The 12505-nt window shown below is 72.9% G+C and carries 12 protein-coding genes; 6 read left to right on the plus strand and 6 right to left on the minus strand.

From position 1 onward, the window contains the following. Positions 1–160 precede the first annotated feature (160 nt). Together ACFRMQ_RS28225 and ACFRMQ_RS28230 are read left to right on the plus strand one after the other, a co-directional pair. Positions 161–820, plus strand: coding sequence for a pentapeptide repeat-containing protein (locus ACFRMQ_RS28225; protein WP_380733482.1), 660 nt, complete (start codon positions 161–163; stop codon positions 818–820). Between the two features lie 179 nt (positions 821–999). Next, positions 1000–3078, plus strand: coding sequence for a phosphocholine-specific phospholipase C (locus tag ACFRMQ_RS28230; RefSeq protein WP_380733483.1), 2079 nt, complete (start codon positions 1000–1002; stop codon positions 3076–3078). Between the two features lie 43 nt (positions 3079–3121). On the opposite strand, the gene ACFRMQ_RS28235 is transcribed toward ACFRMQ_RS28230, so the two are convergent. The 4 genes from ACFRMQ_RS28235 to ACFRMQ_RS28250 all read right to left on the minus strand — a co-directional run bounded on the left by ACFRMQ_RS28235 (position 3122) and on the right by ACFRMQ_RS28250 (position 5425). Beyond that, entirely contained in the window at positions 3122–3565 is a 444-nt protein-coding gene (locus ACFRMQ_RS28235; RefSeq protein WP_380733484.1) for a hypothetical protein, read from the minus strand. A gap of 77 nt (positions 3566–3642) precedes the next feature. Then, a complete protein-coding gene (locus tag ACFRMQ_RS28240; protein ID WP_380733485.1) occupies positions 3643–4287 on the minus strand; it encodes a dihydrofolate reductase family protein in 645 nt (214 codons plus the stop codon). Positions 4288–4392: 105 nt separating this feature from the next. Further along, the gene (locus tag ACFRMQ_RS28245; RefSeq protein WP_380733486.1) at positions 4393–4596 is read right to left on the minus strand and encodes a DUF397 domain-containing protein; all 204 of its coding nucleotides are present in this window, start codon (positions 4594–4596) and stop codon (positions 4393–4395) included. Further along, positions 4589–5425, minus strand: a complete 837-nt coding sequence (locus ACFRMQ_RS28250; RefSeq protein ID WP_380733487.1) for a Scr1 family TA system antitoxin-like transcriptional regulator — start codon at positions 5423–5425, stop codon at positions 4589–4591. Before ACFRMQ_RS28250 ends, ACFRMQ_RS28245 begins: the two co-directional genes overlap by 8 nt. A gap of 110 nt (positions 5426–5535) precedes the next feature. On the opposite strand from ACFRMQ_RS28250, the gene ACFRMQ_RS28255 reads away from it, so the two are divergent. Continuing rightward, positions 5536–5796, plus strand: a complete 261-nt coding sequence (locus tag ACFRMQ_RS28255; RefSeq protein ID WP_380733488.1) for a hypothetical protein — start codon at positions 5536–5538, stop codon at positions 5794–5796. 1 nt (position 5797) lies between these two features. Continuing rightward, on the plus strand, positions 5798–6001 hold the full coding sequence (locus tag ACFRMQ_RS28260) for a hypothetical protein (protein WP_380702615.1): 204 nt from the start codon (positions 5798–5800) through the stop codon (positions 5999–6001). Between the two features lie 34 nt (positions 6002–6035). On the opposite strand, the gene ACFRMQ_RS28265 is transcribed toward ACFRMQ_RS28260, so the two are convergent. After that, on the minus strand, positions 6036–6842 hold the full coding sequence (locus tag ACFRMQ_RS28265) for a phosphoribosyl-dephospho-CoA transferase MdcG domain-containing protein (protein ID WP_380733489.1): 807 nt from the start codon (positions 6840–6842) through the stop codon (positions 6036–6038). Positions 6843–7038: 196 nt separating this feature from the next. Between ACFRMQ_RS28265 and ACFRMQ_RS28270 the strand changes: the two genes are divergently transcribed. After that, a complete protein-coding gene (locus ACFRMQ_RS28270) occupies positions 7039–7248 on the plus strand; it encodes a hypothetical protein (protein WP_380733490.1) in 210 nt (69 codons plus the stop codon). Between the two features lie 9 nt (positions 7249–7257). Here ACFRMQ_RS28270 and ACFRMQ_RS28275 read toward each other — a convergent pair whose 3' ends face one another. After that, complete coding sequence (locus ACFRMQ_RS28275; protein WP_380733491.1) at positions 7258–10563, minus strand: S41 family peptidase; 3306 nt, start codon at positions 10561–10563, stop codon at positions 7258–7260. 116 nt (positions 10564–10679) lie between these two features. On the opposite strand from ACFRMQ_RS28275, the gene ACFRMQ_RS28280 reads away from it, so the two are divergent. Next, the gene (locus ACFRMQ_RS28280; protein WP_380733492.1) at positions 10680–12374 is read left to right on the plus strand and encodes a chitinase; all 1695 of its coding nucleotides are present in this window, start codon (positions 10680–10682) and stop codon (positions 12372–12374) included. The last annotated feature ends 131 nt before the right edge of the window (positions 12375–12505 follow it).

A 12505-nucleotide genomic window follows, 5' to 3' on the forward strand; every position in this document is an offset into this window, starting at 1 on the left:
GGGCCGGGGCGCTTCCTCGCGGGGCGCCGTCACGGGGCGTTCTCGCGTGCCGGGTCGTGCCGGGTCGTGCCGGGTCGTGCCGCGGCCGGGCGCTGTCGGTGCCGCGTGCGAGCATGCGGGCGAGACCCGTCCGCCGCCCCGACCGCCAGGAGCCACCACCGTGCCCCGTTCCGCCCCCGACCGGCTCGCCGACCTCCCGTACGCCGACCTGCTGCGCCCGCACACCGGGCCGCTGCGCAGCGACGAGCGCTACGACACCACCCACTTCGACGGCGGTGAGCACACCGACGAGTCGGGCGCCGGAGCGGCCTTCCTGGAGTGCGCCTTCACCGGCGTCGCGCTCAGCGGGGTCAAGCTGCGCCAGGCCCGGTTCAACGAGGTCTGGGTGCAGGCCGGCCGCTGGGTCGCCTGCGACCTGAGCGACACCGAGTGGCAGGACAGCTCCTTCGTCGGCGGAGTGCTCGCCGGGATCGCCGGGTACGGCTCGGCGCTGCGCCGGGTGGTGTTCCGCGGCTGCAAGCTGGAGGCGGTCAACCTGCGCTCGGCCGTCCTGCGGGACGTCGTCTTCGAGGACTGCCTGCTGCGCGACGTGGACTTCGGCGAGGCGAAGCTGACCGGGGTGTCCTTCCCCGGCTCCACCCTGGAGGAGGTCCGGCTGCGCGGCGCGACGCTCGGCAAGACCGACCTGCGCGGCGCCGCCCGGCTGGGCCTCGTCGACGGCCACCAGGGGCTGCGCGGCGCGGTCATCAGCTCCACCCAACTGCTGGAACTGGCACCGCAGTTCGCCCACGCGCTGGGAATCGAGGTCAAGGACCGCTGAGCCTCCCGCCCGCTCCGCCCGTTCAGTCGGGCGTCACTCGGTGACGCCCGGGCGAACAGTCCGCCAACCCTGCCGCGAGCGTCTGGTGGGCCGCTCCGCGGGCGGTGGAGACTGCTGCGCGATCGAGCGAGCCTCGACTTGTGTGCACAACATCGCCAGCGAAGGGACGGACCGGGCTGATGGCCGAGTTGAGTCGTAGGAAGTTCGTCACGCTGTCCGGCGCCGCCGCGGCGGGCCTCGCGGTGGCCGGCACCGGTGCCGCGGGAGCCACCCCGGGCGCCGCCGCCGCGACCGCCGGCACCACCGCGCGCAGTGCGACCGGCACCATCTCCGACGCCCAGCACGTGGTGATCCTGATGCAGGAGAACCGCAGCTTCGACCACTACTTCGGCACGCTGCGCGGCGTGCGCGGCTTCGCCGACCGCAGCGCCATCCAGATCTCCGGCGGCTACAGCGTCTTCAACCAGCCCAACGGCCTGCTCGGCCGCCAGTACCCGTGGCAGTTCAGCCAGACCAAGCCGGCCGGCGGCGCCGACCCCGAGCGCCTCGCCCAGTGCAACGGCGACCTCAGCCACGGCTGGAGCGACCAGCACCAGGCCTGGAACAGCGGCAAGCTGGACTCCTGGGTCGCCGCCAAGGGCAACGTCCGCACCCTCGGCTTCCTCACCCGCCAGGACATCCCGTTCCACTACGCGCTGGCCGAGAACTGGACCATCTGCGACGCCTACCACTGCTCCGTCCTCAGCGCGACCGGCCCCAACCGCACCTACCACTGGTCCGGCCAGATCGACCCGGCCGGCGCGGCGGGCGGCCCGGCCTACGACGGCGGCGACGAGAAGGGCCTGCGCTGGCAGACCTACGCCGAGGCGCTGGAGGGCGCCGGGGTGAGCTGGAAGGTCTACCAGAACGCCGCCGACAACTACGGCGACAACGCCCTGGCCTACTTCACCAACTTCTCCGGCGCCCCGGCCGGCAGCGCCCTGGCCGTCAAGGGCATGGGCTCGGTGCCCAAGGTCACCGGCCGGACCCCGGACGACATCGCCGCCGCGATCAAGGCCGACGTGCTGGCCGGGACGCTGCCGAGGGTCTCCTGGATCGTCGCCGACCAGGCCTCCTCCGAGCACCCGTACGCCACCCCGGCCGACGGCGCGCACTTCGTCCACCTGGTGATCGACGCGCTCAACGCGGACCCGAACGTCTTCGACTCCACCGTGCTGTTCCTCAACTACGACGAGAACGACGGCTTCTTCGACCACGTCCCGCCGCCCGCCGCCCCGGCCGGCACCCCGGGAGAGTTCTACAACTCCACCAACATCGGACTCGGCTTCCGGGTCCCGATGATCGCCATCTCGCCCTGGACCCGCGGCGGCTGGGTCAACTCCGAGACCTTCGACCACACGTCGGTGCTGCGCTTCCTGGAGGTCTGGACCGCCGCCCTCGGCAAGCCGGCCACCTGCCCGAACATCAGCGACTGGCGCCGCCGCGTCTGCGGCGACCTGACCAGCGTGTTCGACTTCGCCAACCCGGTGTACGGCCTGCCCGCCCTGCCCGACACCTCGCAGACCATCGGCCTGTCCGCCTGCGGCCCGCTGCCCAACCCGGCCCCGGTCAACAACCAGCTCCCGGTCCAGGAGCCCGGCACCCGCCCGGCCCGCGCCCTGCCCTACCAGCCGAACGCCAACCTGGACCACCTGGAGTTCGGCTCGGGCGGGGTGATGAAGGTCTGGATCGCGATGGACAACAAGGGCGCCGCCGCCACCAAGTCCGCCCACTTCGCGGCCTACGCCAACGCCTACCGCGGCGGCGGCCCCTGGCAGTACACGGTGGACCCGGGCGGCAGCACCAGCGACTTCTTCAACTGCGGCACCAACTTCGGCGGCGGCCCCTACGACCTGACGGTGGTCGGCCCCAACCGCTTCCTGCGCCGCTTCAAGGGCGACGCGACGAAGGCGGGCAAGAGCGCGGCGGTGACGGCCTCGTACGCGGTCGAACCGGGCAGCGGCAAGCCGGCGTTGTACTTCAGGCTCGCCAACTCCGCTGCCACACCGATGACGTTCACCATCGCCTCGAACAACTACCGTACGGACGGCCCCTGGACGTACCAGGTCCCGGCCGGCGGCAGCGTCAGCGACTTCTTCAACGCGGTGGCCCTCAGCAGCGGCTGGTACGACTTCACCGTGACGGTGGACGTGGACGGCAGCTGGTCCCAGCGCTTCACCGGCCACCTGGAGACGGGCGCGCCCAGCATCACCGGCTGATGCCGCCTCGCGCGGGGCCCCGACCTCCTCGGCGGTCGGGGTCTCAGCGCGAGGACGGTGACGGGCCGCGCCAGTCGGCGAGATCGATGGCGCCCATCACGCCGCCGGAGGCGGTGTAGAGGACGAGCATCGTCGCGTCGTCCTCGGGCCCGGCCCAGGCGAGGTACGCGCGGACGATGTTGCGGGTCGCGGTGTCGTCCGGCTGGGCGTAGTCGGTCGCGATGTAGCTGTTGCGGTGGTCGCCCTGCCGCACCGACCGCAGCACCTTGGTGACGTGCCCCGTCACGGCGGTGCGTTGCTCGTCGGGCGCGTGCTCCTGGACGTGCCGGGCGAACTCCGCCGACGCCGCCTCGCCACCTGAGGACGACGGGATGGCCGAGGGCGCGAAGGCGGGCTTCCGGACGGCTCCGGACTGGTCGGTCGACTCGCAACCGGTCGATAACAGGACGGTGGCCGCGATGACGGTCGCAGCGGTCTTGTGCTTCAAGGGCTCTCCTGGTGCCGTCGAGGGCGCCCCACCACCCGGGTCGGGCGGCGGGCGCCCCGCGACGGTAGCAGGAGGCGTCAGCGGCGCCAGAAGAGGTGGTGGATCACGCCGCTCGGGCTGGGGACGACGTCCAGGTGGTAGCGGTCGAGCAGGTCGTCGGGGGAGTCCCAGAGCCGCAGGCCGGAGCCGAGTTCCACCGGGGAGACGGCCACGTGCAGGGTGTCCACGAGGCCGGCGTCGAGGAACTCCCGGACGGTGGTGACCCCGCCGCCGAGGCGGACGTCCTTGCCGTCGGCGGCCTCCCGGGCCTGGGCGAGGACGGCGGCCGGGTCGCCGCCGACGAAGTGGAAGGTGGTGTCGGAGAGCGTGAAGGACGGGCGCTCGTGGTGGGTCATGACGAACACCGGGGTGCGGAACGGGGGCCGCTCGCCCCACCAGCCGCGCCACTGGTGGTCCTGCCAGGGCCCGCGCTGGGGGCCGAACTTGTTGCGGCCCATGATCTCGGCGCCGATGTTGCGGGCGAAGTCCCGGGTGAAGTAGTCGTCCAGGCCCCGGCTGCCCCCGGGGTCGGTGCGCATCGGCCAGCTCGCGGTGGCGCCGGCCCAGGAGAAGAGCCGTTCGGGGCGGTCGAGGCCGAACGGGAGCTCGAAGCTCTGCTCCTCCCCGGCCGCGACGCCGTCGCTGGAGACGTTGAAGTTCATGACTCTGAGCAGCTGTTCCACGGTGGGGGCTCCTGTCGCGTCGATGTGCGGCGGGGTGCCGCACACCATGACGTCGGAGCGGACCGGGCCTTCTTGACATCGGGCCCGCGACCTTTTCGCGGCGGATCAGACGGCGCCGAACTCGCCGGTCCGGACGGCGGACACGAAGGACTGCCAGGCCGTGGCGTGGAAGACGAGAATCGGGCCGTCCGGGTCCTTGCTGTCCCGCACCGGCAGGTGGCCGGGAAGCTCGTCCGACACCTCGACGCACTGCCCCTCGGGGTCGCTGTACGTGCTCTTGCGCCACGTACCGCGTGCCAGGTCAGCCATGCTCAAAACTCCTCCGAATCCGCCGGACAAAATCTCGACTTGCTGCTCGCGACAACGCCTCGACCTGCAACTGGTCGAACTCGCCGTCCCATTCGGCCAGGGTATCCGGGTCGCGCTGGAGGAAGCCCTTCCCCTGAATCTCACCGTATCCCACGCTGGCTCTGTTCGGCATGGTCAGCAAGGTGATGGGGTGTGAGAACGGCCGGTCCTCGCCGAGTGAGAACGGGCTTACCTGGATGACGAATTGAGGTTGGGCGGCCAGTTCCTCCAGATGCCGGAGCTGCTCCGCCATGACGTCGCGGCCTCCGATCGCCCGGTGGAGGCAGCCCTCGTCTATGACCGCGTGGACTCGGGGCGCGGGGTGCTGTTGGAGTCGCTGCTGCCGGTGCAGCAGCATCGTCAGTCGTTCTTCGGCCTGTTGCTGCGTCGTCCGTCCTCGGCGAACCCGCCCTTCTTGATAGGCCCTCGCGTAGTCGGGGGTCCGGAAGAGGCTCGGGATGATGTTGATCTCGAACAGTCGGACTGCCGTCGCGGTGGCCTCGCTGCGCAGGTACTCGCCGAACCCCTCGAACAAGATGCGCCGTCCCGCGTTGCGCCACTCGCGCTCGAACTTCTCCGGCGTTTCAAAGGCCTCGTCAAGTCTTCTTGCAAACCGCTGGGTTGGAGGCTTGCGACCAGTTTCGATGGCGGACACGTGTACGGACGAGTACCCGGTGAGTTTCGCCAGGTGGTCCTGAGTCCAGCCACGTGCCTCTCGCAGCTCGCGAACTAGTGCGCCGAACTTGGCGGAGGGCGAGGAGTCCGGGTCAAGTTCCTTGCGGTTCACCATGGTCAGCTCCTTTTCCTTCCTCGATGAAAGGTTGAAGGCGTTGCCGACTATAGCCCACAGTTGTGACCCCTGGGTAGTCGTCGCACTACTGAACGGAGTCATCTGTCGTGATGCGCAAGAAGTTTCCCGTCGCTCCCCGCCCCTACCGTCCGCAGGTGGGCGAGCTGGTCAAGGACCTGACGTCCGACCAGCACGTCGTCCACATGGACACCCGGGGCGGCCTCGCCTACGTCCGGCCGATCGGCGGCGGTCTGGAGCGGACCGTCGACCCCACCAGTCTCCAACCCCTCCCGGACGGCCCGATGCTGGTCGTCCGCCCGACCCCGCCCAAGCCCCGTGGCCGGATCCGCTTCTCCGAGAGCGGGGCGTGAGATGCAGTCCTCCCCCGCCTGTCCGGCGGAGGACTGCGCCGGGCCGGTCGACCTGCTCGACGACGCCAACGCGGCGGGGCGGACGTGGAACTGCCCGAAGTGCGCCCGGTGGGGCATCGCCTGGTCTCCGGACTACCTGGCGGACCAGCCCTTCGAGGAGCCCTTGATCACCCTCGGCCGGCACAGGCTCCGGTATCCCGGCTGACACGACCACGCTGATGCCCCCGCCACCACGGGGCTCAGGCGTGCGGCCCCCGGGGGAACCACGGGTCGCGGACCTCGCGGGGCCCGTCCGGGGTCAGCAGGGTGAGGCCGAGCTGTCCGGAGGCGTACTCCGCCAGCTGCACCGAGCCGTGCCGGGTCTCCAGTTCGGCCTGGACCGGCACCGGCAGCTTGCTCAGGGCCCGCCGCAGCTGGAGGGCGTCGCGCCGGCTGATCGGCTGCGGGCAGCGGAGCACCAGCCGCAGGGGGCTGAGCGGCCCGGTGACCGGCAGGCCGGTGCCCAGTTCGTAGCCGGCCGCGCCGATCGGGCCCCAGGGCAGGCGGTGGTCCGCCACCAGCCGGCCGACCTCGGGCAGCAGCGCCAGGGCCGGGATGCCGGCCAGGCGTTCGGGGGCGAGCCGGTCGCGGCGGTCGGGGAGCTGTTCGGGCCGCAGGGTCCGGGCCACCGCCGCCCAGGGGCCCAGGGCGTCCAGCCGCTGGCCGGGGCGCGGGCCGCGCACGGTCACCGGGAACCAGAGTTCGGGCGCGGCCTCCGGGTCCCGGGTGCAGCGCTGCGGGTGCGGCAGGTCGACCGGGTTGCCGGCCACGGCGGGTGCCCGGCCGACCGTCACCCAGGGGTGCGCCCGCAGCACGGCCCGCGCCCAGTCCGGCAGTTCGCCGCCCGCGAAGGGCCGCAGCGAGCTGGGGCACTGCATCAGCAGCAGGTCGTGGGCGCCGGGCAGCCGGCCGTCCAGCGCGGCCAGCGGGCCGACCCGGCGGCGCGGTCCGTCGTGCGGGTCCTCGGCGGTGCGCCGGGTGTGGCTTCCGGGGTGTACGACGGTCACAGCGGGCTCCAGGGGGTGGCGTCGATTTCGCCGACGGCCCCAATCTGCGCCTGGCCGGCGGTCTCCGGCTACGGACGTTGGGCGCGTCCACCAGGGACCAAAGGCTCAAGGAACCGACAGGACGGGCCCGAGGTGCGCCGGTGGGCACCCGGTGTGAGAGTGAGGGAAGCCCGGCATCCCGTTCGTAGGAGGAGTCATGGGCATCTTCGACAGGTTCCGGCACAAGCCGCACGAGTCCACCGGGCAGGACCCCGCCCAGCGCGCGGCCCTCGCCCACGACGAGGCCGCCGACGCGTACAGCAGCGACATCGAGCGCAAGCGCGAGACGGAGGAGAGAGTCGCCCAGGAGGAGGCGGACCGGCGCGCGGCCGAGAACATGACGTCCGAGGGCGACCCCTGGGGCTGAGCCCAGAGCTCAGCTCGTTCGCGGCGGCAGCGGCGGGCGCCGCAGGTCCGGCCGGGGCGTGGACTCCGGCGGGGGCGCCGCGGCGGGCGCGTCCTCCAGCAGGTCCAGGGCCAGCTGGACGGCGGCCATCAGCTCGGGGTGGCGCCCCCGGGCCCAGTCGCGCGGGGTGCGCAGCACGTGCACGTCCGGTTCGACGCCCCGGTTCTCCACCGACCAGCCGAGCCCGCCGCTGAACCAGGAGGCGTTCTTGGGCACCGAGATCTGGGTGCCGTCGCCGAGGGTGTGCCGTCCGCTCATCCCGACCACTCCGCCCCAGGTGCGGGTGCCGACCACCGGGCCGAGCCCGAGCAGCCCGATCGCCGCGATGATCACGTCGCCGTCCGAGCTGGTGGCCTCGTCGGCCAGCGCCACCAGCGGTCCGCGCGGGGCGTGCCGGGGCCAGCGGACGGGCCGGCGGTCCCGGGTGAAGTCCCAGGCGAGGACGTGCCGGGTGAGTTTCTCCAGGACCAGTTCGGAGACGTTGCCGCCGGCGTTGCCGCGGACGTCCAGCACCAGGGCGGGCTTGTCCAGCTCGCGCCGCAGGTCCCGGTTGAACTGCGCCCAGCCGGAGCCGCCGAGGTCCGGGATGTGCAGGTAGCCGCACCGTCCGTCGCTGAACTCCCGTACCAGGGAGCGTCGTTTGCTCACCCAGTCCTGGTAGCGGATGGGCCGTTCGTCGGTCAGCGGGGTGATCACGATCCGTCGCACCGGGCCGTCCGCGGCGCCGCGCAGGGCCAGTTCGAGGGTCGTGCCGCCGGTGCCGGCCAGCAGCGGCAGCGGTCCGCGCAGCGGGTCCACCGGCCGACCGCCGACCTCCAGGAACTCGTCGCCGTCCCGGACGCCCTGGGCGGCCAGCGGGGCGCGGGCGCGCGGGTCGGAGGTCTCGCCGGGCAGCACCCGGTCGACCAGCCAGCGGCCGTCGGGGGAGCGGTGGGCGTTGGCGCCGAGCAGGCCGAGCGGCTGCTGGGCGAGGGTGGGGCCCTCGGCGCGCCGGGACGGGGTGACGTAGGCGTGTGAGGTGCCGAGTTCGCCGAGGAGCTCGCGCAGCAGGTCGGCGAAGTCGTCGGGGGAGCAGATCCGGTCCAGCAGCGGCTCGTACTGGGCGACCAGCGCGGGCCAGTCCAGGCCGGACATCCGCTCGTCCCAGAACTGGTCCCGGACGATCCGGGCCGCCTCGTGGTAGGCCTGGCGCCACTCGGCGGCCGGGTGCACGGTGTGGGTGATCCGGCGCAGGTCGACGGTGATCCCGGCGGAGGGGGCGCCGACCGGGATCATCCGCAGGGCTCCGGCCGAGTAGACCGCGATCGAGCCGCCGTCCCCGGAGACCGCGTAGCCGTCCAGCTTGTCCACGAGCGTGGTGCGGGTGCCCCGGAGGAGGTCGAAGTGTTCCAGTGAGGGGCGCCCGGAGGTGTCCTCGGGGCCGGCGAAGGTCTGTCCGAGGGTGCCGGAGATCGGCCAGCGCAGCCAGACCAGGCCGCCGCGCACCGCGTCGGTGGCCGAGTACTTGGAGGAGATCACCGGGAACTGGAGCAGCCGCTCGCCGATGCCCTCCGGGTCGACCCGGACGGCGCCGTCGCCGCCGCCGTGCGGGGCGCCGTCCTCGGCCGGAGCGGTGAACGGCGAGGGGGTGTCGGCGGCGAGCGGGACGAGGTAGGGGCGGCAGCCGAGCGGGAAGGAGAGGTCGCCGGTGTGCACGTCGTGGACCGGGTCGAAGCCGCGCCAGGAGAGGAAGGCCAGGTAGCGGCCGTCCCGGGTGAACACCGGCTGCTCGTCCTCGAACCGGCCCTCGGTGATGTCGGTGGTCGGCGCGGTCGCGTCGGCGCGGGTGAGCCGGACGCGGCGCAGCGAGCGTCCGGCGACCGGTTCGGACCAGGCGATCCAGTGGGAGTCGGGGGAGAAGCGGGCGCTGGAGACCGGCCCGTAGCCGGAGGCGGCCACCTCGCGCACCTCGCCGTCGGCGGAGGAGACCAGCAGCAGCCGGCCGTCCGAGGTGGCGGCGGCGAGCCGGCTGCCGTCAGGGGAGGCGGTGAGTTCCAGGACGCGGCCGATCCGCCCGGCGGCGATCACCCGGCGGCGGTGCAGTTCGGCGCCGGCCGGCCCGGGGGCGCGGTCGTGCCCGGGCAGCGGCACCACCTCGATCGCGTCGGCGCCCTCGGCGTCGGTGATCCAGGCCGCCTCGCCGGTGTGACCGAGCACCACCGGCAGCCGGGTGCGCACCCCCGGGGTGTCGGCGAGCGCGCGGGCCGGGCCGTCCTTGTGGGTGAGCCAGTACTGGCTGCCGCGCACGGTGACCAGCCCGGTCCGGCCGGTCTGGTCGCAGGCCAGGTCCTTGACCTGCCCGGCCGCGTTGACCTGGTACGGGCGGCGGCCGGCCCGGGCACCGCCGAGTGGGACGTGCAGGCGGCGCGGCGCGGGGGCGGACAGGTCGTCCAGCAGCCAGAGGTCGCCGGCGTGCTGGTAGACGATCCGGGTGCCGTCGGTGGCGGCCTCACGGGCGTAGTAGGAGGCGTGGTCGGTGTGCCGTCGCAGGTCGGTGCCGTCCGGCCGGCAGGAGTAGACGTTGCCGATGCCCTCGTGGTCGGAGAGGAAGGCGATCCGGCCGCCGACCGGCATCGGTGCGGCGAGGTGCCCGGTGTGCTCGGGCAGGATCCGCTCGCCGTCCACCCAGAGCCGGCCGGTGGCGCCGCCCCGGTAGCGCTTCCAGGCGGCGGGTTCGTGCGGGGCGGCGCCGGTGAGCAGCACGGTGTGCTCGCGGCTCATCTGGGCGTCGCCGACCGGGCCCCAGGGCATCCGGCGGCCGGGGGAGCCGTCCGGCGGCAGGGAGTGCGCCCAGGTGTAGTGGCCGAAGGGCTCGTGGTAGGAGGTGACGGCCAGCACCTCGCCGTCCGGCAGCCAGCCGCGCACCCGGGTGTCCTGGCTGCCCCAGTAGCTGAGCCGGTCCGCCCGGCCGCCGTCGACCGGGGCGGTCCACACCTCGGGGGTGGGGGCGAGCCAACTGGTCCAGGCGAGGGTGGTGCCGTCGGGGGAGAAGCGGGGGTGGCTGACCCGGGTGCGGTCGCAGCCGACCCGCCAGGCCCGGCCGGTGCCGGTGCCGTCGGCGTTGAGCGGGGCGATCCAGACGTCGTCCTCGGCGGTGAAGGTGAGCAGGCCGCCGTGCAGGTGGGGGTGGCGGAGGTAGCCGGGCGGGGTCACCCCTCCATCCTTCGACGGGGTGTCATCTCCGGCAACCGGAGCGTGCGCGGACCGGTCTGGACCATTGACACCGTACGGCCGCATCCACTTCAGTGGTCTAGTCCAACTTGGGTGCCAGGCCGGGCCGTTCCCCCCACTGGCGCGTGCTCCGGCGTGCCCTCGGACGTCCCCCACGACCGCGCCATCGCAGGAGCACCCGCATGCGCAGAACACCCACCTCCGGAACTCCGGCCACCGGCCGCCGCGCGGCCATCGCCGCCGGCACCGCCTCCGCCGTCGCCGCGGCCACCCTGGTCGGCGTCACCCTGGGCCTGGCGCCCGCCGCCTCGGCCGGCGAGTTCCTGTCCAACGGCGGCTTCGAGTCCGGCTCGCTCGGCCCCTGGAGCTGCTCCGGCAACTCCGGCAGCGTCGTCACGAGCCCGGTGCACAGCGGCAGCCGCGCGCTCGCCGCGGCCGCCACGGCCGGCGACACCGCCCAGTGCTCCCAGACTGTCACCGTCGCCCCGAACACCACCTACACGCTCAGCGCCTGGGTCCAGGGCTCGTACGTCTACCTGGGTGTGGACGGCGGCGGCCCGAGCACCTGGACGCCGGGAACCGGCGGCTCCTACCAGAAGCTCAGCGTCGGCTTCACCACCGGAGCCACCCAGACCAGCGCCACGGTCTACACCCACGGCTGGTACGGCCAGGGCACCTACTACGCGGACGACATCTCGCTGGACGGCCCGGGCGCCCCCAGCCCGACGCCCACGCCGACGGTGACGCCCACCACGCCCCCGCCGACCACGCCGCCGCCCACCACCCCGCCGCCGACCACCACCCCGCCCCCGACCACCCCGCCGCCCACGACCCCGCCGCCCACCACGCCCCCGCCGGTCGGCAGCCACTCCCTGGTCGGCTACCTGCACGCGAGCTTCGCGAACGGCGCCGGCTACACCCGGATGGCCGACGTCCCGAACTCCTGGGACATCATCGACCTGTCCTTCGGCGAGCCCACCTCCGTCACCTCCGGCGACATCCGCTTCAACCGCTGCCCGGCCACCGAGTGCCCGACCGTGGAGTCGGACGACGAGTTCAAGGCCGCCATCGCCGCCAAGCGGGCCCAGGGCAAGAAGGTGCTGATCTCGATCGGCGGCCAGAACGGCCAGGTCCAGCTGACCACCGCCGCCGCCCGGGACACCTTCGTCAGCTCGGTCTCGGCGATCATCGACAAGTGGGGCCTGGACGGCCTGGACATCGACTTCGAGGGGCACTCGCTCTCCCTCAACACCGGTGACACCGACTTCAAGAACCCGACCAGCCCGGTCATCGTCAACCTGATCTCCGCGCTGAAGACCCTCAAGGCCAAGTACGGCCCGGGCTTCGTGCTGACCATGGCTCCGGAGACCTTCTTCGTCCAACTCGGCTACCAGTACTACGGATCGGGCCCCTGGGGCGGCCAGGACCCGCGGGCCGGGGCGTACCTGCCGGTCATCTACGCGCTGCGCGACGACCTGACCCTGCTGCACGTCCAGGACTACAACTCCGGCTCCATCATGGGCCTGGACAACCAGTACCACTCGATGGGCGGCGCCGACTTCCACGTCGCGATGACCGACATGCTGCTCAAGGGCTTCCCGGTGGCGGGCAACACGAACAACGTGTTCCCGGCGCTGCCCGCCTCCAAGCTGGCCATCGGCATGCCGGCCACCACCAACGCGGGCAACGGCTACGTCGCCCCGGCCGAGGTGAACAAGGCGCTCGACTGCCTCACCAAGCTGGCCAACTGCGGGACGTACGTGCCGCGGGCGGGTGCCCAGCCGAACCTGCGCGGGCTGATGACCTGGTCGATCAACTGGGACCGGTTCGCCGGCCAGGAGTTCTCCAAGAACTTCAACGGCTACTTCGGCCGCTGACCGGCCGCACGACCGCCGGAAGCGCCACGCCCCCCGTCCCGGCCCGGGACGGGGGCGTCGCGTTCGCGGCCCGTCGGCGGCCAGGGAATCACCGGAAACGCCGGAAACGTCGGAAGGCCCCTCGCTTTCGC

The organism is Kitasatospora sp. NPDC056783 (genome assembly GCF_042789895.1).
GTDB lineage: Bacteria > Actinomycetota > Actinomycetes > Streptomycetales > Streptomycetaceae > Kitasatospora.